Annotated in this window: 23 protein-coding genes, 1 riboswitch and 1 other annotated feature; of the genes, 11 read left to right on the forward strand and 12 right to left on the reverse strand. The window is 36.1% G+C overall.

Annotation, left to right across the window (positions count from 1 at the left end; genetic code table 11):
* Nucleotides 1-83: 83 nt before the first annotated feature.
* The 4 genes from H8718_RS13670 to H8718_RS13685 form a co-directional block, all read right to left on the reverse strand.
* Nucleotides 84-530, reverse strand: a complete 447-nt coding sequence (locus H8718_RS13670; protein WP_249333313.1) for a GNAT family N-acetyltransferase — start codon at nucleotides 528-530, stop codon at nucleotides 84-86.
* Between the two features lie 87 nt (nucleotides 531-617).
* Entirely contained in the window at nucleotides 618-1,151 is a 534-nt protein-coding gene (locus H8718_RS13675; RefSeq protein WP_177671409.1) for a GNAT family N-acetyltransferase, read from the reverse strand.
* Between the two features lie 56 nt (nucleotides 1,152-1,207).
* On the reverse strand, nucleotides 1,208-1,867 hold the full coding sequence (locus tag H8718_RS13680) for a GntR family transcriptional regulator (protein ID WP_177671408.1): 660 nt from the start codon (nucleotides 1,865-1,867) through the stop codon (nucleotides 1,208-1,210).
* A 90-nt stretch (nucleotides 1,868-1,957) separates the two neighbouring features.
* On the reverse strand, nucleotides 1,958-3,226 hold the full coding sequence (locus H8718_RS13685) for a hypothetical protein (protein WP_249333314.1): 1,269 nt from the start codon (nucleotides 3,224-3,226) through the stop codon (nucleotides 1,958-1,960).
* A 142-nt stretch (nucleotides 3,227-3,368) separates the two neighbouring features.
* Nucleotides 3,369-3,471: riboswitch (TPP riboswitch) on the forward strand.
* Between the two features lie 88 nt (nucleotides 3,472-3,559).
* On the opposite strand from H8718_RS13685, the gene thiC reads away from it, so the two are divergent.
* Genes thiC through thiD form a run of 5 tightly spaced genes read left to right on the forward strand, consistent with a single transcriptional unit; the run spans nucleotide 3,560 to nucleotide 7,611 of the window.
* Complete coding sequence (gene thiC, locus H8718_RS13690; protein ID WP_177671406.1) at nucleotides 3,560-4,864, forward strand: phosphomethylpyrimidine synthase ThiC; 1,305 nt, start codon at nucleotides 3,560-3,562, stop codon at nucleotides 4,862-4,864.
* Between the two features lie 27 nt (nucleotides 4,865-4,891).
* Nucleotides 4,892-5,392: an energy coupling factor transporter S component ThiW gene (gene thiW / locus H8718_RS13695; protein WP_249333315.1), complete on the forward strand. Its 501-nt coding sequence runs from the start codon at nucleotides 4,892-4,894 to the stop codon at nucleotides 5,390-5,392.
* Nucleotides 5,377-6,204 (forward strand): hydroxyethylthiazole kinase, encoded by an 828-nt coding sequence (gene thiM / locus H8718_RS13700; protein WP_177671404.1) that lies wholly within the window; start codon nucleotides 5,377-5,379, stop codon nucleotides 6,202-6,204. The genes thiW and thiM overlap by 16 nt, the downstream gene beginning before the upstream one ends.
* Nucleotides 6,179-6,820: a thiamine phosphate synthase gene (gene thiE / locus H8718_RS13705; RefSeq protein WP_177671403.1), complete on the forward strand. Its 642-nt coding sequence runs from the start codon at nucleotides 6,179-6,181 to the stop codon at nucleotides 6,818-6,820. The genes thiM and thiE overlap by 26 nt, the downstream gene beginning before the upstream one ends.
* Nucleotides 6,817-7,611 (forward strand): bifunctional hydroxymethylpyrimidine kinase/phosphomethylpyrimidine kinase, encoded by a 795-nt coding sequence (gene thiD, locus H8718_RS13710; protein ID WP_249333316.1) that lies wholly within the window; start codon nucleotides 6,817-6,819, stop codon nucleotides 7,609-7,611. Before thiE ends, thiD begins: the two co-directional genes overlap by 4 nt.
* A gap of 46 nt (nucleotides 7,612-7,657) precedes the next feature.
* On the opposite strand, the gene H8718_RS13715 is transcribed toward thiD, so the two are convergent.
* From H8718_RS13715 to H8718_RS13730, 4 genes are all read right to left on the reverse strand, one after another.
* Nucleotides 7,658-8,179, reverse strand: a complete 522-nt coding sequence (locus tag H8718_RS13715) for an NUDIX hydrolase (RefSeq protein WP_249333317.1) — start codon at nucleotides 8,177-8,179, stop codon at nucleotides 7,658-7,660.
* A gap of 216 nt (nucleotides 8,180-8,395) precedes the next feature.
* Entirely contained in the window at nucleotides 8,396-9,532 is a 1,137-nt protein-coding gene (locus H8718_RS13720) for an isocitrate/isopropylmalate family dehydrogenase (RefSeq protein WP_249333318.1), read from the reverse strand.
* A 12-nt stretch (nucleotides 9,533-9,544) separates the two neighbouring features.
* Nucleotides 9,545-11,476, reverse strand: coding sequence for an aconitate hydratase (locus H8718_RS13725; protein WP_249333319.1), 1,932 nt, complete (start codon nucleotides 11,474-11,476; stop codon nucleotides 9,545-9,547).
* An 85-nt stretch (nucleotides 11,477-11,561) separates the two neighbouring features.
* On the reverse strand, nucleotides 11,562-12,929 hold the full coding sequence (locus H8718_RS13730) for a beta/alpha barrel domain-containing protein (RefSeq protein WP_249333320.1): 1,368 nt from the start codon (nucleotides 12,927-12,929) through the stop codon (nucleotides 11,562-11,564).
* A gap of 173 nt (nucleotides 12,930-13,102) precedes the next feature.
* On the opposite strand from H8718_RS13730, the gene H8718_RS13735 reads away from it, so the two are divergent.
* The 3 genes from H8718_RS13735 (at nucleotide 13,103) to H8718_RS13745 (ending at nucleotide 14,147) form a co-directional block, all read left to right on the forward strand.
* Nucleotides 13,103-13,348: a hypothetical protein gene (locus H8718_RS13735; RefSeq protein WP_249333321.1), complete on the forward strand. Its 246-nt coding sequence runs from the start codon at nucleotides 13,103-13,105 to the stop codon at nucleotides 13,346-13,348.
* A gap of 335 nt (nucleotides 13,349-13,683) precedes the next feature.
* Nucleotides 13,684-13,899, forward strand: coding sequence for a hypothetical protein (locus H8718_RS13740; protein WP_177671396.1), 216 nt, complete (start codon nucleotides 13,684-13,686; stop codon nucleotides 13,897-13,899).
* A 35-nt stretch (nucleotides 13,900-13,934) separates the two neighbouring features.
* Nucleotides 13,935-14,147 carry a chorion class high-cysteine HCB protein 13 gene (locus H8718_RS13745; RefSeq protein WP_177671388.1) on the forward strand — a complete coding sequence of 71 codons (213 nt, stop codon included), beginning with the start codon at nucleotides 13,935-13,937 and terminating at the stop codon, nucleotides 14,145-14,147.
* Nucleotides 14,148-14,343: 196 nt separating this feature from the next.
* On the opposite strand, the gene H8718_RS13750 is transcribed toward H8718_RS13745, so the two are convergent.
* Nucleotides 14,344-14,736 (reverse strand): hypothetical protein, encoded by a 393-nt coding sequence (locus H8718_RS13750; protein WP_177671395.1) that lies wholly within the window; start codon nucleotides 14,734-14,736, stop codon nucleotides 14,344-14,346.
* Nucleotides 14,737-14,802: 66 nt separating this feature from the next.
* A complete protein-coding gene (locus tag H8718_RS13755) occupies nucleotides 14,803-16,212 on the reverse strand; it encodes a glycosyl hydrolase family 18 protein (protein ID WP_249333322.1) in 1,410 nt (469 codons plus the stop codon).
* 163 nt (nucleotides 16,213-16,375) lie between these two features.
* Here H8718_RS13755 and H8718_RS13760 point away from each other — a divergent pair, with 163 nt between their 5' ends.
* Together H8718_RS13760 and H8718_RS13765 are read left to right on the forward strand one after the other, a co-directional pair.
* Nucleotides 16,376-16,936 (forward strand): hypothetical protein, encoded by a 561-nt coding sequence (locus tag H8718_RS13760; RefSeq protein WP_177671393.1) that lies wholly within the window; start codon nucleotides 16,376-16,378, stop codon nucleotides 16,934-16,936.
* A gap of 14 nt (nucleotides 16,937-16,950) precedes the next feature.
* A complete protein-coding gene (locus tag H8718_RS13765) occupies nucleotides 16,951-17,229 on the forward strand; it encodes a hypothetical protein (RefSeq protein ID WP_177671392.1) in 279 nt (92 codons plus the stop codon).
* A 128-nt stretch (nucleotides 17,230-17,357) separates the two neighbouring features.
* Here H8718_RS13765 and leuS read toward each other — a convergent pair whose 3' ends face one another.
* The gene (gene leuS, locus H8718_RS13770; RefSeq protein ID WP_177671391.1) at nucleotides 17,358-19,754 is read right to left on the reverse strand and encodes a leucine--tRNA ligase; all 2,397 of its coding nucleotides are present in this window, start codon (nucleotides 19,752-19,754) and stop codon (nucleotides 17,358-17,360) included.
* Nucleotides 19,755-19,817: 63 nt separating this feature from the next.
* Nucleotides 19,818-20,029, reverse strand: a binding site (T-box leader).
* 80 nt (nucleotides 20,030-20,109) lie between these two features.
* Nucleotides 20,110-20,805, reverse strand: a complete 696-nt coding sequence (locus H8718_RS13775) for an MgtC/SapB family protein (RefSeq protein WP_249333323.1) — start codon at nucleotides 20,803-20,805, stop codon at nucleotides 20,110-20,112.
* Nucleotides 20,806-20,972: 167 nt separating this feature from the next.
* Between H8718_RS13775 and H8718_RS13780 the strand changes: the two genes are divergently transcribed.
* Entirely contained in the window at nucleotides 20,973-21,410 is a 438-nt protein-coding gene (locus H8718_RS13780; protein ID WP_249333324.1) for a ribonuclease G, read from the forward strand.
* Nucleotides 21,411-21,441 lie beyond the last annotated feature (31 nt).

The following is a 21,441-nucleotide window of genomic DNA, read 5'->3' on the forward strand; positions in this document are numbered from 1 at the left end:
GCAAAATATGAATATTATATTAGGTTAAAAGACCAGTAACATAATGTTACTGGTCTTTTATTTGTAGTATATAGAAATTAGCATTATAGGCTATATTCCATAATAAGTAAACCCTTTTCACTAAACTTATTTGTACTAACAAATCCAACTTTTTTATAAAGATGAATTGCATGCGTATTTTTCATAGCCACATGAATTCTTACAACTTCAAACTTTTTCTCTTCACGAAAAATATCAAGAGCTAATCTCACAGCTTGTGTTGCAATTCCTTTACACTGATAAGATTTATCAATTATCAAATTTGTAAACATATAATAATCATCATACACAGAAAAGTCTAGTCTTATCATACCAACTACTCTATTATCATCACTAATACAATATAATTTACTTTTATCCTTGAATGATGCATATGCAGCTTGCAACAACGACCATACAGGTGAATTTGTAAATTCACACTGTTCTTGTGTACACATCAACCCAGAACATGCTTCATAATTATTTTCATTAATATCAGAAAGTTTAACCATAATATTTACCTCTTCAAATATAAATAACAAGAAATCTATAATAAATTAAAACTTCATATTAACGTGCATATTTTATTATGTCATAATTTATAAACATCTTCCCATTTCTAACCTTACTTCTTTTTGCTCTGTATCTCTATTAGAGTAAGCTGTTAAGTCACACCCTATTAAAGTAAAACCACATCTCCTATAGAACTTAATCGCAGGTGCATTACAGCTCTGCGTTTCTAAGACTATAGCCCTTGCCTTAATGTTCTTTCCATGTTCTATAGCTTTATCCATTAAAATCTTCCCTATGCCTTGATAACGATAAGGTTTTTCTACAAAAATATTCGAAATCCTTAACCTGTTATTCCACTTCTCATGACTTAGCTCAATAAAGCCAACTAACTTATCTTGTTTAAAAGCACCTAATAACATAGGGTCCTCTAAGAAGTCTTCTAAAAGCACTGATTCAAACTGCTTTTGTATAGCTTTCTCAAAAGACTTCTTAATAAAACGTAGTCCCCATTCCTCTTCTTTCTCAGTGGCTTCTATATCAAAGTAATGTGTAGTCTCATATTGAAATAGAAACTTCTTCCCTTTATAAGATTCATCTAATTCTCTAATCTCTACGTTCATTTAAATTCCCCCTCTTTTATATAACATAAAAGGCGAAGCACTACTGCTTCACCTTTTTACTTATTATTAATATGCAAGTTATGCTCTACATTTTGAATATGTTTTTCTACTAACTTTTCTGCAAGTTCACCATTTCTTGCTTTAAGTGCTTCGTAAATACCTTCATGCTCTTTTAAAACTTCTTTTGGTCTACCTGGTGTAGAAATAGAAGTTTTTCTTGCTTGCTGAATATAAGAATGAAAATCTGAAAGCATATGATTAAGTGTCTTGCTATGCGTTGCATTATATATAATATCATGGAACTTATGATCTAACTCTTTGAGTTGATTCACTTCATTTTTTTCTACATAAAACGAAGTCAGCGCTAAAATCTCTTCCATCTCTTGTAAATCTTGTTCTGTAATACGTTCTGCTGCTTTTCTCGCTGCTAAACCTTCAAGTCTTGAACGAATAAGATAAATATCTTCAACGTCCTCTTGTGTAATCCCTGCTACGACTGTTTCTTTATTAGGTATGGATTGTACTAAGCCTTCTAGCTCAAGCTGTCTAATAGCTTCTCTTACAGGCGTACGACTTACACCTAACTCCGTTGCAATTGTACTTTCTCTAAGCACATCCCCAGGTTTGTAACTTCCTTCTAGAATAGCTTCCCTGATTGTGTTAAACACTTTACCTCTAAGAGAAGCTTTATCTGATACACCAATATTGTATCCCACTTTAATCCTCCTTACCCGCACCCATTCGTACGCGTATCTATGTATACAAACCTTATTCTAACAAATTCTATGAAAAGTGCAATTGTTTTTTTAGTAGGCAACCCATTTATCATCTTTATCCTTGTAAGAAACAAGACTTTCCTCTAACACTCTATCTTTAAGCTTATATTCTTCCCCATCTATACTTAATGTCATCACCCATCTTAAAGCAATCTTATACCCTACATTTTGCATCTTGCCTGTATCGTTTACTTCCCTATTCGTTAAATGGACAATCTCTAACACGCTAGCCTCTAAATCTCCATTTTCTGTAACCTCTACCTGCTCTAGCTCTACTTCCATTTGAGCATTTTGAACATCTTTATTTTTAATGAACCAGTCTTCAAATTCTCCTATTATGGATTCCCTACTCTCTGAAACCACATGATTTTCTAAGTTCTTACTGTTATGTCCTTTTATTCCTTTTATATAAGCTGCGTAAAAAGTATTAATACTTTGATTAAACCTTTCACTACCAGTCTTAGAAAGCTTAAAATCCTCTATAACAAACTGCTTCTTTTCATTTGAGATGGTAATTTCACTCTCATAAGTTTCAATATTACCATAAATATCATAGATTTTTAAAGGATATGTCCCCTCTAATACCTGTTCAAAATCAACACTCCCTTCCCAGTTAGCCTGCTTCTCACCACCTAATTCTACTATCGTCCCTGGAATAGTCTCAATATGAACTCCCACCGTTTGGTAAGGTATCTTTATCTCTGTCTGGGTAGGCACCTCTATATCTGTAATATAATCACTACATATTTCATTTGGAAAAGCTATACGTACAGTATAATGACCTGGTAACACATTTTTTACAATGTATTTATTGTTTTCCTTTTGTGTAACAGGTTCATCATTAAACCATACAGTAGACCCTAAAGGTGTATAAATATTAACATTCTCTATTCTAAAAGGAAATACAACCTGCCACTTATCCTCTACTTTTACCACACTTAAAGTGCTGGTTACGTTCTGCCCCGCAAAACTATACCTCACTTCATAAAAAGCTTTTGCTTCATTTCCTGTTTGCTCCCCTATCTGTCCTCTACCTTCTTCCATTTTGACGAATCCTTTTTCCTCAAAATAGTTACTTAAATACTGTGCCATTTCTACATCATTAAAATCATGTAATCGCTCATCCTCATAAAACAGAGAAGCTGCCGATACATAGTCCCTACTATTAAGTGCTTTCATATATGCGTTTACAATATAACGCGGCTTCCCCTTATAATCATTAAAAAGACACCATGCAGTACCTAAACTAAGAACAATTAAAGCCATTGTCACTAGAAGTACCTTCTTATTCGTTTTCATTAGTTTCCCCCCATATATGTGGATATCGTTTAGTATAACTATATGATACGGTTGTCCTATTTATGCTCAGTCATTCTAAAAATATTAATTTCTTAAAATTGTTTAATACTCAATAATTTTATGATAAAATATAAAAAATAGCAAAACCTGGGGAGCTCGTGTGCGGGCTGAGAGGAAGTCATCAACTTCGACCCTTTAAACCTGATTTGGGTAATGCCAACGTAGGGAACAAGGTTAGTCATAGCATAGCATATTACTAAGCGAAACTTGTCTACGGGTAGGTTTCGCTATTTTTATACCTAAAATTAAACTTTAATCAAGGAGGAACAAACTATGCATTACACAACTCAAATAGATGCAGCCAAAAAGGGAATTCTTACACCCCAAATGCATCATGTAGCATCCTATGAAAACATATGCCCTGAAACTTTACGAGAACTTGTTGCTAAGGGACATGTTGCTATTCCAGCTAACAAAAATCACATATGCCTTACACCTTATGGCATAGGACACAAACTTAAAACTAAAATTAATGTCAATTTAGGTACTTCAAAAGACTGCCTCAATCTAGATGTAGAAATGGAAAAGGTAATGACTGCTATAGACTTAGGTGCTGAATCTATCATGGACCTAAGCTCTTTTGGAGATACAGCAGCTTTTAGAAGAAAACTTACCAAGGAATGCCCTGCTATTATCGGAACTGTACCTATCTATGATGCTGTTGTCTACTATAACAAGCCTTTAAAAAAAATCACTTCTGATGAATGGATTGAGATTGTGCGTATGCATGCCGAAGATGGAGTAGACTTTATGACCATTCACTGCGGCATTAACCGTGATACAGCCAACTCTTTCAAACAAACAAAACGTCATACTAATATTGTTTCTAGAGGTGGCTCTATTATCTTTGCTTGGATGGAGCTTACTGGGCTCGAGAACCCATTCTTTGAAAGATATGATGAAATTCTAGATATCTGCGCCGCTTATGACGTTACCTTAAGTCTCGGCGATGCATGTAGACCTGGCAGTATTGAAGATGCTGGAGATGTCTCTCAAATTAAAGAACTTGTAGCATTAGGTGAACTTACACAGCGTGCGTGGGACCGTAATGTTCAAGTCATTATAGAAGGCCCTGGCCATATGCCACTTAATCAAATCCAAGCCAATATGGAAATTCAGCAGACCATCTGCAAAGGTGCACCATTCTATGTGCTTGGGCCTTTGGTAACAGATGTAGCACCAGGCTACGACCATATTACAGCTGCTATTGGTGGCGCGATCGCTGCGACTTATGGAGCCTCTTTTCTTTGCTATGTGACACCAGCCGAACACCTTAGACTCCCAACTGTTGATGATGTTAAGGAGGGTATTATTGCTTCTAAAATAGCCGCTCATGCTGCCGACGTAGCGAAAGGGCTTCCTGGTGCAAAAGATTGGGATTACGCTATGAGTGAAGCAAGAAGAAACTTAGACTGGGAAAGACAGTTTGACCTTGCTATAGACCCTAATAAAGCGAGAGATTACCGCACTTCTAGTACTCCAGAGCGTGAAGATACTTGTACTATGTGTGGTAAAATGTGCGCTGTACGTAACATTAATAAAATTCTTCGCGGCGAAGATGTCGATATTATGGACTAAAACATTCGAAGAAAGAAGGAATCTTTAATGAAAGTTAGAAAGCTTACACTTGCAGGTTTATTAATTGCTTTAGGCGTTATATGTTCAGCTTTTTATATTCCACTTGGAGCTGCTAAGTGCTTCCCTGTACAACATATGATTAACGTTATAAGTGGCGTTATTCTAGGTCCTTTTTACGGCCTAGGTGTAGCCTTTTGTATCTCTCTTTTAAGAGTACTCTCTGGTACTGGTACACTACTTGCTTTTCCTGGTAGTATGATTGGCGCCTTCCTCTGCGGCTTATTATATATGAAAACACAAAAATTACATATGGCTTATATCGGTGAAATCATTGGTACAGGTATTATTGGCGGGCTTGTAGCATTCCCTATGGCTACACTTATTATGGGTAAAGAAGCAGCACTTTTTGCCTATGTTATGCCTTTTATGATTAGCTCATTAGGAGGCGCAACTATTTCTATTATGGTTCTTAATGTATTACGTAAAACAAAAGTATGGCAAGAGTGGCTAACATGTTTAAGCAAATAGCTAGTAAGGTCCACGAAGTACGTCCACTTATTCATTGTATTACCAATTATGTAAGTGCCAATGACTGCGCTAATGTACTTCTAGCTTGTGGTGCTTCTCCTATTATGGCTGATGATGTACATGAAGTAGAAGAAATTACAGCATCTGCACAGGCTCTTGTCCTTAATTTAGGTACACCTAATGAATCTAAATTTATCAGTATGCTAAAGGCAGGTCAAAAAGCTAATAACCTTGGTATACCTGTTATCTTTGACCCCGTTGGCATAGGTGCATCCCAATTTCGAAAAGATTTAGCTAAGACATTACTAAAAGAAGTTTCTTTTTCTGTTATTAGGGGCAATGCCTCTGAAATCACTACGCTTGCTACTTGGCAAAATCATTCCTCTTGTATAGATACCAACGCTTTAAAGAGGTCTTCTTATGATATGCTTATTGAACTTGCTAAAAACCTTAGTGAAAAGCTTGGTTCCATTATTGTCATAAGTGGTGAGGAGGATATTATTTCTTCTCCTCATATCACTTACAGGGTATTCCACGGACATCCTGCCATGAGCACTATTACAGGTACCGGCTGTATGCTTACTAGCCTTATTGGTGCTTACTGTGGTGCAAATCCAACTCAGTTGCTCCAAGCTACTTTAGCCGCCACATTAGCCATGGGACTTAGTGGTGAGCAAGCTTATAGTAAGCTTTGTCAAATTCAAGGTGGGACTGGATCTATGCATATCCTACTTATAGATGCCATAAGCTTACTAGATTTCTCTAAAGTTGAAGGAGGATTAAACTATGAACTTTACGAAAAGCTATCTTAAACTCTATGCTGTAACTGACCGCACCTGGCTCAAGGGCCAAACATTAGCCTTCCAAATAGAAGAAGCTCTAAAAGGTGGTGTAACTATTGTCCAATTACGTGAAAAAGGGTTATCTACAAAAGCATTTGTTCAAGAAGCACTTGCTATAAAAGCTATTACCACACGTTACAATGTACCACTTATTATTAATGATAATGTAGAAGTTGCTCTTCTAAGTGATGCAGATGGTGTCCATCTAGGTTTAGATGATATGAGTGTGTCCAAGGCACGTACTCTACTAGGCCCTGATAAAATCATCGGTGCTTCTGCAAGAACTATAGAACGTGCTTTGGAAGCTGAATCTGAAGGTGCTACTTATTTAGGCGTAGGTGCCATCTTTGGTACTACAACTAAGCAAGATGCTAAAACCATTACACTGGATTTACTTCACTCTATATGTCTAGCTACTGCCATACCTGTAGTAGCCATTGGTGGTATTAATGAAGCTAATCTACTTCAACTTAAGGGTTTAGGTATTAGTGGTGTAGCAGTCATCTCTTCCCTTTTTGCTAAAACTGATATATACGTAGCAGCTCAAGCACTTAGTAAACTCTCTCAAGAGGTGATACAAATATGAAAGCCATCTTAACTATTGCCGGTTCAGATTGTAGCGGAGGTGCAGGTATTCAAGCAGACCTTAAAACTATCACTATGCATGGTTTATATGGTATGAGTGCTATTACAGCACTTACTGCCCAAAATACGCAGGGTATCACTTCTATCTTAGAAGTTCCCCCAGACTTTCTTTCAAAGCAGCTTGAATGTATCTTTCAAGATATTTTGCCTCATGCTGTTAAAATTGGTATGGTTGCAAATAGCACTCTCATTGAAGTCATTGCTTACTATCTAGATAAGTATAGACCAGCACACATTGTTATAGACCCTGTTATGTCTGCTACAACGGGTAGCTCTTTAAATAGTACCAGTTCAAAAGAAGCACTTATTACTCAGCTCTTTCCACTTGCATCACTTATTACACCTAACTTACATGAATTGCAACAACTATCGTTTAATAATCCTATTCACACTAAAAGCCAGATGTTGGAATGTGCTAAGGAATTATCTCTTCATACGGGTAAACCTATCTTAGCAAAGGGGGGGCATCTTGAAGAAAGCGCAAGTGACCTCCTATACCTTCCTAATGGCACCTCCTACTGGTTTGAAACAGAGAAAATTAATAATCCTAATACACATGGTACAGGCTGTACACTTTCCTCTGCTATTGCCTGTAACTTGGCACTAGGACATACACTTCCAATAAGTATTCAATATGCTAAAGATTATGTAACAGGTGCTATTTCCGATGGACTTAACTTAGGCTATGGCAATGGTCCCCTTAATCATTGTTACAAAATACAGCAAGTATAAAACAAAAGACTGTTGCACGAACTCGTTCATGCAACAGTCTTTTTGCCTAATAAATACTTGTCTTTTCTAAATAGTTTTTAAGTTCATCTCTTAAAGCTAAAAACTTCTCTGCAATTGGAAGACCAACTTCGCCTCTATCCACCATTTGGTCTAGCTCTTCTAACGTGACCCACTTAGCTGCTACAGTCTCTCCTTCCTGCATGACAAGTTCTTCTATGGATCTATCTACTCTTACGATATACGTATCACTGAAAGTATCCTCAGTTCTTTCTGTTTTAAATAAGATAAACTCTTCTTCTGTTACATCAATACCGGTTTCTTCAAAAAGCTCTCTTTTAGCACCCTGCAAACTTGCTTCCCCCGCGCGTACACATCCACCTGTATTTTCCCAGCAATCTGGATAAAAATCTTTATCTGGATGTCTAAGAGTGAGCAGAATCTCATTTTGACTATTAATCGTCCAAATTCCTACTACAACATGATAGTGTCCCTTGGCTATTTCCTCTCCTCTATAATGTACTTTATTTAAAGGTTGTCTGTTTTCATCAAATAGGTCCCATTTTTCCATGACTGCCTATCTCTCCTGTCCATACTTAGTCTATAGGCCTACTATTATACCTTTAAATAGCTCCTTTTTCTATAATGTTTTTCGCATTTAAATTTCTACTTCGCTACCTGCTCGTAAATAGTGAATCTGTTGTCCTAAAATCTAAAAAGCCCTGTAAGTTACTAAAAATGAATAACTTACAGGGCTTTTTCACTCTCTTATATACACTTTATCAACTTATAAATTTCGAATGACACAATCTGCAAATTCTGCTCCTGTTGCGCCATCGCTACGTCCAGTCATCTTTACTGTACTATTCGCCACTTTAAGTGCTGCAAGTACTCTATCTGCTTTATCTACATGACCAATATGACGAAGTAAGAGCTCTGCTGCTTTAATCATACTTGCAGGGTTAGCATACTGTGCTCTACCTGTTTCTACCATACGTGGCGCACTACCATGGATGGCTTCAAACATAGAATAGCGATTCCCAATGTTTGCACTACCAGCAGTACCTACCCCTCCTTGGATTTGTGCTGCCTCATCTGTAATAATATCTCCATATAAGTTAGGTAATACAAAAACTTCAAAACCACTTCTTACTTTCTCATTAATCAGGTTAGCTGAAATAATATCTACAAACCAGTCATCTACTTGAATTTCAGGATAATCCTTTGCCACTTCATAACAAAGCTCAAGGAATTTACCATCAGTCTTTTTTAATATATTCGCTTTTGTAATAATCGCTACACGCTTTTTGCCATTATTACGTGCAAAGTCAAAAGCAGCTTTTGCAATACGCTTAACACCTTGGGTTGTAATCACTCTAAAATCAAAAGAGATATCTTCATCAATATGGATACCACGGCTACCTAATACATATTCACCTTCAGTATTTTCACGGAAGAATGTCCAATCAATACCAAGCTCTGGTACACTTACAGGACGTACATTAGCAAAAAGGTCCAGTTCACGCCTCATTGCTACATTAGCACTTTCAATATTAGGGCCATCTCCTTTAGAAGGTGTTGTTGTAGGTCCCTTTAAAATCACATGACACGCTTTAAGTTCTGCTAAAACATCATCTGGAATGGCTTTATTTACTACAATACGATTTTCTATTGTAAGACCTTCAATATCCCTAAAATCTATTTTACCACTAGCAACCTCATCTTTAAGAACTGCTTTAAGTACACGCTCTGCCTGCGCTGTAATAGCCGGCCCTATACCATCTCCACCACAGCATCCTATAATAAGTTTATCTAATGCCTGATAGTCTACAGGGCCTTCGTCCTGTTTCATACGTTCTACACGTTTAAGTTGTTCTTCTACAATTTGTGCAAAGTGCTCTTTTGCCATCTGTAATTTATCCATTTTTATTCCCCCCTATCGCTTTGCTAACTCTTTAATCCTATTAATTTTTCCACCTAAAAGTAACATTTTTCTTTCCCTATCAGATACTTCTAGCTTGACTGTATAGGTAAGGTTCTTTGTTTTATTAATTACTGTTAAACGCTCTTTTCCAGCTACCTGCTTCTTAACTTCTGGAATCTCTAATTCATCCATAACTTCAATAGTCTCATAGTCTTTCGGATTTTCAAATACAAGTGGCAATATACCTGAGTTAATCAGATTCGCTTTATGCATGCGTGCAAAGCTCTTTGTAATAACTGCTTTTATCCCTAACTGAAGTGGCGCCAATGCAGCATGCTCTCTAGATGAACCTTGACCATAGTTATCTCCACCTACAATCATACCTCCGCCTTGCTCTATAGCACGCTTTGGAAATTCCAGATCACATGGAGCTAGACAGAAGTTAGCTAAATAAGGTACATTGGAACGGAAAGGTAAAAGACTTGCATTAGAAGGCATAATATGGTCTGTTGTAATATTATCTCCTACTTTAATAAGCACCTTACCCTCACAAGTTTCAAGCACAGTATTAAGTGGGAATGGTTTAATATTAGGTCCTCTTACTACTTCTACAGTCTCTGGATGCTCACTTGGTTTAATAACCATGTTATCATTGACTACAAAGGTCTGCGGCATTTCTACTGCAATATCTAAATCTCCATTCTCTAAAGGTGATGTTAATACACCTGTAAGTGCACTCACTGCTGCTGTCTCTGGGCTTACTAAGTAAACACTTGCTGAAGTTGTACCACATCTTCCTTTAAAGTTACGATTAAAGGTACGTAAGGAAACAGCATCTGTTGCAGGCGCCTGCCCCATTCCAATGCAAGGTCCACATCCTGATTCTAATATTCTTGCACCTGCTGCTACTAAATCAGCTAAAGCACCATTTTGTGCAAGCATGGTGAGTACTTGTTTAGAGCCTGGTGAAATAACTAAACTTACTTCTGGATGTATAGTCTTTCCCTTTAAAATTTTAGCTACTCTCATTAAATCTAGATAAGAACCATTTGTACAGCTTCCAATAGCTATTTGGTCTACTTTCTGACCAGCTACTTCTTTAACAGCTTTCACAAGATCTGGACTATGAGGAAGAGCGACTAATGGCTCAAGTTCATCTAAATGAATCACTATCTTTTCATCATATGCTGCATCATTATCAGGCATAAGCTTTGTAAATACTTCTGCTCTATCTTGCGCTTTAAGGAACCTTTCGGTAACTTCATCACTTGGGAATATTGAAGTTGTTGCCCCAAGCTCAGCACCCATATTCGTAATGGTTGCACGCTCTGGTACAGTAAGATGCTTGATCCCTTCTCCTGTATACTCAATAACTTTGCCTACACCCCCCTTTACACTTAATCGTCTTAGCACTTCTAAAATAATATCTTTAGCGGATACAAAAGGTCTAAGTTTACCTGTCAGTTCTATATTGACAACATGGGGCATTGTAATATAGTAAGTGCCTCCCCCCATTGCTACAGCTACATCAAGTCCACCTGCACCTATAGCAATCATACCTATACCGCCACCAGTAGGTGTATGACTGTCAGAACCTAGAAGGGTCTGCCCTGGAATACCAAAACGTTCTACATGCACCTGATGACAAATACCATTACCCGGTTTTGAAAAATAAATGCCATGTTTATATGCAACAGTTTGAATATACTTATGATCATCTGCATTCTCAAAACCTTGTTGCAGCATATTATGATCAATATAGGCCACTGAACACTTCGTCCTAACAGTATCAATATCCATTGCTTCAAACTGTAGGTACGCCATTGTCCCCGTTGAATCCTGTGTAAGCGTTTGGTCAATACGAATACCTATTTCATTTCCTCTAATCAGCTCCCCTTCTACAAGGTGAGCTTTAAGAATTTTCTCTGTTAATGTAAGTCCCATGCTTTCCCTCCTATTTTATAATCTATACAAAATATTATATATAATTACGAAATTTTAATCTATTTTTTTTCCCCAACCCCTTATTCTAGTCCGTTATCTTTTCATATACGTGAATAAGTTCTTCTAACTCTTCATCTGTAATAACAGTGACTCTTCCCTGTGCATACTGCTCATCTACCCAGTCCTTAAGATAAATACAAAGTGGGTTATTCTTATCTATACCTTTATACGCATATAAAGCAGGGTTACTATTCATCCAATGTGCAATACCAGCTAGCCCTGATGTATTACTAATAGCTACACGTGGTGGTCTATTTAGTATTTTACCTGTATCAAAAATATTATAAATCTCTTCATTCTTTAGGAGACCATCTGCATGAATACCCGCGCGCGTTACATTAAAGTTTTTCCCTACAAAAGGTGTTCTTGGCGGAATAACTTCACCTACTTCTCTTTCATAATACTCAGCCAGTTCTGTAATAGCTGTAGGATCCATCCCATCTAAAGTGCCCTTAAGCTGTGCGTACTCAAATACCATGGCTTCAAGAGGTGTATTACCTGTTCTTTCTCCTATACCAAATAATGAGCAGTTTACAGCACTTGCACCATATAACCATGCTGTTGTAGAGTTAGCTACTGCACGGTAAAAGTCATTATGTCCATGCCATTCTAAAAGTGCATGAGGAACATCTGCATCTTTATGAAGATTATAAATAATACCATGTACACTTCTTGGAATCATAGCCCCTGGATAACTAACACCATATCCCATCGTGTCGCAAGCACGAATTTTAATCGGTACGCCTGTTTCTCCCATTAACTTCATAAGCTCTCTTGCAAATGGAATAACAAAATGAAATATATCCGCTCTTGTAATATCTTCAAAATGACAGCGAGGTTTAACACCTGCCTCAATACAGTCTTTCACAACACCAAGATAATGTTCTATAGCTTCTCCCCTCTTCATATGCAACTTATGGAAGATATGATAATCAGAGCAGCTTACTAAAATTCCCGTTTCCTTAATACCCATTTCTTTTACAAACTGGAAGTCTTTCTTTGAAGCTCTAATCCAAGAGGTGACCTCTGGGAAATCATAGCCTAAATTCATACATTCTAAAGCAGCTCTTCGGTCCTGCTCACTATATAAAAAAAACTCAGTCTGTCTTATGATCCCCTTTGGTCCACCTAAACGATTAAGCAACTTATAAATTTTCACAATTTGATCTGCTGTATAAGGGGCTCTTGACTGCTGACCATCTCTAAAAGTTGTATCTGTAATCCATATTTCTGAAGGCATATTCACTGGAACATGCACATTATTGAAAGCTATCTTAGGTATCTCCTCATAAGGATAGAATTCTCTAAACATCCTTGCCTCATCTACTTCCTTTAATTGATAGCGGTGCTCTGGTAATTCTAATAGATTTGATTTTTTATCCAATTCAAACATACTGCTTCCCCCTTTTGAAGTTAAATTTCATTGATCAATTAAATTTCTGAAAATTTATATAGGTATAATTGTATACAATTGTTCTTCATCTGTCAACAATATTTTTATTTGTATATAATTTAATACAATTTCATAAACTAATACAAACATATACCTTTTTAGGAGGCTGCATTATGCGTACTTTTATCCCAGGTGAATATAATCACCAAGATATTGATCCTCATTTTTTAAATTCAAATATAAACAGTACTTCTCACCCCCAGTTCAATATGAAATCTGATTGTAAATCTAAATCTGAATCTGATCTAAAATCTGAATCTCATTCAACTCCTAGCTCTGCATCCCTTGAAACAAATGACTTCCTTCTCCCACTCATTTTCCTTTTACTTTATTTAATGGAAAATGAAGAAAATAAGTAACATTTTTTACCATAGTTCATAAGATATTATTGTAGTAATTAATCTTAACTACTTCAATCAACATCCTTTAAGTTTAAAGAAAGGTGTGGTAACTATATGTGCAACAGCACGTAGATTTGGATTATCATTATCTTCTTACTTTGCAGTGGTTGCCTCGACAATCTATTAGACTATTTAGCAGAGTGCTTCCATATGGACAGATGCCTTGTTATTGTTCTCTTCATTGTTTTTGTCTACTGCTTCTGTAATACAGGATCAATTTGCTAAGGATGATGTATTTTTCGCCTTATAGCCTAATAAAATAGTTGTAACTCTATAAATCTAGGAGGCTTTGTATGGCACTCAACTATTTTTATAATGCACAACTTCAAGAATCACCTGAAGCATCACGACCCGCATCAGGTAACCATTCTGAATGGCTATGGCTTATGTTATTAGTTTTTTTATTCTTAACTCATAATGATTTAAACACTTGTAGACATGGTGAAAACTCTACTAATCTGATTGTTATCCTTGTCATACTCTTCTTCTTCACCAAGGCTACTTGTTAACTTTATAATTACTCAAAATTCAGGAGGTATATTTTATGAACTCATGTTTCGGTTTAGATAATTGTTGGATTTGGATCATCATCATCTTCTTACTCGTATGCTGCTGTGGTGGCAATGGATTTGGAAACTTATTTGGTGGTTGCGGCAATGGCTGTGGCAATAGCTGTGGTGGCTCAGACTGGACTATCTGGATTATTATCATCATCATTTTCTTCTGTTGCTTCCAAAATAACGGATCATTCTGCTAATCCTAAATTGTAAATAAATAAATAACAAGAGGGTTAATTAGATAAATCTAATTAACCCTCTTCTTTAATTGTTCGAAAGAAATGTAGCTTACATCAAAACATTTCTCTTCCCTTTATACTGTAGTAAAATAAAACTTTTCTAGCATAGAACAAAAGAGTGTCCTCTTATGGACACTCCTACGATTAGAACCTATTTCTAATGGTTCTCTATTGAACTCATAATTTTAAATAACAGTACTTTTACAATAGTTTCTTTTATAAATTGATCACTATTTAGGCCATCTTGACGCATACCTTCTACAGGTGGTGTCAAGGGGCCTATTAGTCTAGGTAGCATAGCCTGTGCTACTTGCTCATATCGCATCAAACGGCTTACCTGAGTAAGTATATCTTTTTTATCATCTGGTGTAAAAGGTATAAGCGCTTCAATAAGCTGAGCTTCTCTAGACATGTGCCCTTTGCATTGCTGTTCACATCTAAAAACTTCTTTGGTTAAATCATTGATGTACGTCTTAGTCATATAACTTTTTATAAGTTTCGCTATCTCATTTAAATCCCTGTCTATATTAATACGTAGTAATGGATCCATAAATCTCCTACCTCTTTTATAGGTTCATTACTAGTGTATTCTTTAAAACCTTTAAAAATGACTTTCTTATCCTTCATAAAAAGGAATCATGCCCAATCGCCAATAAGAAATGCCTTGAATGCCAAATAATTTAGCTAAATCCGTTTTTGCCTTCACACTCTTATTATTTTCGTACCAGATTATATTTCTAATACCATTTTCTTCATAGACTGCATAAGGATTTTGGTAAGTCTCATCATAAAGTGATTGTGTACTCGAGTTCTTTAGCCTTGCATAAATTTTATCATAAGTAGGTGTATAAGCCTTGCTATTTATTACCTTTCCTTCTTTTGTCTGCCATTGGAGAGCTCCATAGGAAATTTGAAGTACAAGTTTACTTTTATCCTGTATACCTGTAGCACTATTAGTAATGGCGGCAAAAGAAGCATATACTTCGTTAATAGGTGTAAGTGGTGTTATGATGCGCCCTATTTCTTGTTCAAAAGGTGTAAGTGACTTAGTTGAATAATCATGTGCCATTAAAATAACTTTGTCTGCATATTCTCCTATTCCTCTATAGTCATAGCCTTTAAAGTGTATAGTAGGTGGGACCGCCACATTAAGCTTTTTATTATGAAGTTTTAACTGCGTTTTTAACTTACTTAAAAACTTAGTATATGGGATAGCTAAATCACTACTTATAAAGTTTTCAAAGTCAATAGTTACACCATCAAAGGCCCTGGTTACACCATCTTTTGTAATGCCATTACTTAAGTCTACAATCTGTTTAATGAGTTTATCTACCTGCGTCTCATTATTAAGAAGCTGCTTAGCCATTCCATTTTTGTCTTCAAAGAAAACCATAAGATAAGTTTCTACACCATTAGATTTTGCTAAATCGAGTGGTTTTTGAAAACCTGTGGGTACTTTAAAGTCTCCCTGGGTAGTCTGAATGCCAAAGCTTTGTTTTGCTGCATCATAACCTACTTGCGCCCAACCAAAACTCACTGCATCATAAGTAGGTATAAGCTCCATCTGGCTACTAGAAGAAATAGCATAAAAAGCATGATTCCATGTTGCTTGCTTATTTAGCTTATTTTGGATTCTTTGGGTAATGATTTTAGCTTGCTCATAAGTCACTGGTTTTGTAGGCGTAAATAATCCTGTACCTGTGCCACTCATAATACCGAGTTGACTTACAATATGTATCTCTCCTTTATAAGCCGTTACATCCTTATAAAGTGTGCTATTTTTATAGTCTTTTGCAATACCTTCATAGCCCATGAGCTTAATAATCAGCGCTGCTGCCTTCTCTCTTGTAAGTAGTGCCTTAGAACTTTCATTTATATTTAATCTATTACTTGTATCAAGTGGTTTTAAAAGTTTAGTAAATTCTAATGTAGAAATATTGGTCACTTCTTGTGCATATACTCCTGTAGCTATACTAAGCATCATGCATAGGATTAGTACACGTAGTATATTTTTTACTTTTTTCATAGTCTCCCATCCTTTCTTTTTGCATCTTTCGTACTTCTTTCATTCTACTTACTTCTATTAAATTTATCAATAACAGATTTATGAATAAACTTTTATATCTTTTGTTCTATTTAAAGCTTATCCGGTCATATATTATAGAGATTCATAATAAGGAGGGGCCACTATGTCCATGTCACCAACACCTTATCGAAGTGGAAATAGACTTGATGATCAAGTTAACACAGAGTTTATGCGTGTTTGCAAATGCGTACTACCTTATTTAGATAGAGGTATGCAAAAAAATCTCGCTATTTCGCTTAAAGCTTTAGAACTTATTTCTGTTATGCAACTTTATAGCGCTGAACCCCCAATAACCGAAGTACCCCTTATGCGTGGGGAGAACTGGGAAAATAATTTATTAAATGATGTACGTAATAATTTAGATTCAGATAAAACTTATATTATAGATGCTATGATGAAACTATCAGAGTTTAGAAACATTATGGCTCAAAGCAAAAATCCACCTGCTCCTGAAGTAGCTGACCCCATTAATTTTAATTCACTAGATCCTGCAAACGCAGAACCTACGGAAGAAGAACCTGTAAGAACAACGACTCAATCCCCACCACCACCAAGTTCACCTAATCCTGCTGATATGCTCAGCGCTATCTCACCTTTACTAGATGATAAACAAAAACAGATGCTTAATTTACTTTCAGCCTTTATGAAACCTAATAATGGATAATAGGAGGTAATACTATGAATAATATGAGAGGCTTTTATGACCATCCTGCCTTTGATGGCATTGATAAAAATTTCCTACTTAACGTAGACCGTACGCTTCGTAATATCTCAGGCAAAGACCCTACAGAAGTTCTTGCTGCTATTATGGCCATATCTAATGAGGCTAAACGCTACAACGTTCAGATGACACCAGAAAGACAACAGGCACTTATGATGCATTTACGTAATTGTCTTCCTGCTAATAAGCGTACTCAATTTGATTCTCTATTACGTATGATGATGTCAAATATGTAACTTGTCCTTTGACATGTTCTGAGGAATAGATGCATATACTAAACTAAATAGAAAGTTTAACTTTCCAATTTAGTCCTCCTTTTCTAAATAATAAAAAATCCCCCTAATTCATTCAGGGGGATTTTTTATTATTTAGCTACAATGTTAACGATACGACCTTTAACATAGATTTCTTTTACAATTTGTTTGCCTTCAAGACGTGCTGCTGCAACCTCGTGTGCTTTTGCAAGTACACTTTCTTCTGCTTCATCTACACCTACTTTAATTTTACCAGCCATTTTGCCACTTACTTGAACTGCGATTTCGATTTCATCTTCTACCATTTTTGATTCATCGTATGTTGGCCATGATTGTTTGAATACGCTATCTGTTTCTCCTACCATTTCCCATAACTCTTCACTAATGTGAGGTACGAATGGTGCAAGTAAAACAATAAGTGTTTTAATTGTTTCATGGTCGATACCACCAGCTTGTTTTTGAAGATCTACTAAACTGTTTGTATATTGCATGAAACCACTTACTACTGTATTTAAGTTGAAGCTTTCCATACGAAGTGTAATATCGTATACCATTTTATGACGGATACGTTCCATTTCTTTTGTAGCTTCTACTTCTTTATTTTCACTTACAAGTTTCCATACTTTATTTAAGAAACGGTAAACCCCTTCAATACCTCTATCATCCCATTCACTATCAAGTTCTGGTGGTCCAATGAAGAGTTCGTACATACGAAGTGAGTCACAACCATATTTCTCTACAAGTTCATCAGGAGATACAACATTTCCTTTTGATTTACTCATTTTAGCGCCATCTTTTGTAACCATACCTTGGTTGAAAAGACGTTTGAATGGCTCAGCAAAGTCTACTACACCAATATCATTTAAGAATTTAGTATAGAAACGTGCGTAAAGAAGGTGAAGAACAGCATGTTCAATACCACCTACGTACATATCTACTGGTACCCATTTTTTCATATCTTCTTTGCTGATAAGCTCTTTATCATTATTTGGGTTCGGATATCTTAAGAAGTACCATGATGATCCCGCCCATTGTGGCATAGTGTTTGTTTCACGTTTAGCAGGGCCACCACATTTTGGACATGTTGTGTTTACCCATTCTTCAATCCCTGCAAGTGGAGACTCACCTGTACCTGTTGGTTCATAGCTTTCTACATCTGGAAGTCTTACTGGAAGGTCTTCTTCTTTAACACCAACTACACCACAGCAGTCACAGTGTACAACTGGAATTGGTTCACCCCAGTAGCGTTGACGTGAGAATACCCAGTCACGAAGTTTATAGTTTGTTGTTTTCTTACCAATATTTTTTGATTCAAGGTAATCTGGAATTTTAACTTTTGCTTCACTTGATTTCATACCATTGAAGTCACCTGAGTTAATCATAATGCCTTCTTCTGTATATGCTTCTTCTAAAGTTTCTTCTTCTCCTGTTTTTGAAATAACTTGGATAATTGGAAGTTCGAATTTCTTAGCAAATGCAAAGTCACGTTCATCATGAGCTGGTACACACATGATTGCACCTGTACCATAATCTGCAAGTACATAATCTGAAATCCAGATTGGAAGTTTATTTCCATTAAGTGGGTTCACAGCATATCTACCTAAGAACACACCTGTTTTTTCTTTATCTGTCATACGATCAACTGATGATTTAGTTGATGCGTCAAATACGTATTTTTCAACTTCTGCTTTTTGCTCATCTGTAGCAAGTTCAAGTACATCTGCGTGTTCTGGAGCAAGTACCATAAAGCTTGCACCGTAAAGTGTATCTGGTCTAGTTGTGAAAACTTTAATGCTCTTATCCATACCTTCTACATTGAAGTCGATTTCAGCACCATAGCTTTTACCAATCCAGTCAGCTTGCATTTTCTTAACTTTTTCTGGCCACTCTAAACCTTCTAAATCGTTAAGAAGTCTTTCGGCATATGCTGTAATTTTAAGCATCCATTGACGAAGGTTTTTCTTTGTAACAGTGCTTCCACATCTATCACATTCACCATCTTTAACTTCTTCATTTGCAAGACCTGTTTTACATGATGGACACCAGTTGATTGGCATTTCTTTTTCATAAGCTAAGCCATTTTCAAACATTTTAAGGAAAATCCATTGTGTCCATTTATAGTAGTTAGGATCTGTTGTATTGATTTCTTTATCCCAGTCATATACAGCACTGATTTCTTGAAGCTGACGTTTGAAGTTAGCAACGTTTTCTGCTGTAGCTGTTGCTGGATGTACTTTCTTTTGGATTGCGTAGTTTTCTGCTGGAAGGCCAAATGCATCCCATCCCATTGGATGAAGTACATGGTAACCATGAAGAATTTGATAACGGCTCCAAACATCTGATAATACATAACCTCTCCAGTGACCTACATGAAGACCATTACCTGATGGATATGGGAACATATCTAAGCAGTAATAATGTTTTTTGTCTTCTGTATCTTCATTGATAGGATTTTCTTCCCATCTTTTTCTCCATTTTTGTTCAATGGCTTGTGCATTGTATTGCATATTTATTCCTCCTTTATAGTTCAAGCTCTAAATAAAAATAAAAAAACCTCTCATCTCTAAAAATTTAGAGACGAAAGGTGCTATTTCGCGGTACCACTCTAATTCGGCCATTAAGCCGCACTTATGTCTTCTATAACGGGAAGTTCCCGCTTAACCTACTCCTATTTCAGTTAAGTTGCTCCACGACGAGTTCATACTCTTTCTTGCTATTTCTCACCTGCCAATAGCTCTCTGAAAAAAAAGTTGGTATTACTACTTCGCTTCCTTGCTTATTATAATATTCATATTAATTTGTATTATGTCAAAGCAATTCTATCATATAGTTTTTGGAAAATCAACGTCTAAAACTAATTATTTATACTTCTTCTACATATTTTACTACTGGCAAACCACTAATCATACTAATAAGTTCTGCATGAACTTTCTTTTGGTGTTGTTTCACTGTCAGAAATACACCTGCTTCTCTTGTGCCATTATTTTCCGACTTAGTAATTTCAATATAAGTTGTCTCAATTTGGTTCTCTCTAAGAAGTGTTACAACTTCATTAATATTTTGAATCGCTTCTAGTTCTATATAAAGTTCTACTATCTTTGACTTAGATAACATATAGTCATCAATACGGTGCAAGATGGTCATACCTCCAAAAATAAAGACACATCCTATAATAGCGCCCTCATAGAAACCTATACCTAGAGCTAGGCCCATACATGCAGATGCCCAAAGACCCGCTGCTGTTGTAAGACCTTTGACCTGTTGCCTACCTGTAACAAGAATAGTTCCTGCTCCTAAAAAGCCTATGCCACTAATTACCTGTGCACCTAGTCTTGTAGGATCTCCCCCCATTCCCATTACTTGTACAATATATTGGTTAGTAATCATAGCTAAGGCTGAACCTATACATACAAGTATGTGGGTTCTAAAACCTGCTGGTCTTTTCTTTTTACCTCTATCAAAACCAATAATGCCTCCAAAAATCATGGCTAAGCTTAATCTTAGTATGATGGAGACCATATTAATGTCTCTTAAGTAATCTAGTGTATCTATCTCCATCTTTTTCACATCCTATCATTTGGTCTCTTAATTCATATATATACAACGTTTTAGTGAAATGTTCCGCTCCCTATTTTAATCTCTAATTCGTTTGTATTTCAATATAAAGTATAATATACTAATCTTATTATTTTTCTATCTATTTTAATAAAAGGGGGAGGACTTTTATGAAATGTCCAATTTGCCACGGCCCACTTAAAGGCGAAGCTTATTGTCCAAACTGCGGACAAGCTATTACTTATGAAGGCATCAAACAAACTTATTCTGATATAACACTCGTACCTTCTGAAGTCAAAAAATGGAACTGGGGTGCTTTTACTTTTAATATCTTCTGGGGAATTGGAAATAAGACTTATTTACCACTTCTTTGCTTGATTCCGTATTTCAATTTAATCTGGATATTTGTATGTGGATTTAAAGGTAATGAATGGGCTTGGAAAAGTGGAAACTATAGTGTAAATGATATAGAAAAGTTTTTAATGATTCAAAACACATGGAACCGCGGTGGTCTTGCCAAATTTATTATAGGTCTTATTGGTACCATCCTCATCTTTATTCTATATGGAATGCTTTTTGCCTATTTAATGGGCTTTTACTATTATTAAATTGATTAAGGCAATGTTGAAAGGAGAAATC

It is taken from the genome of Zhenhengia yiwuensis (assembly GCF_014384995.1).
Taxonomy (GTDB): domain Bacteria; phylum Bacillota; class Clostridia; order Lachnospirales; family Cellulosilyticaceae; genus Zhenhengia; species Zhenhengia yiwuensis.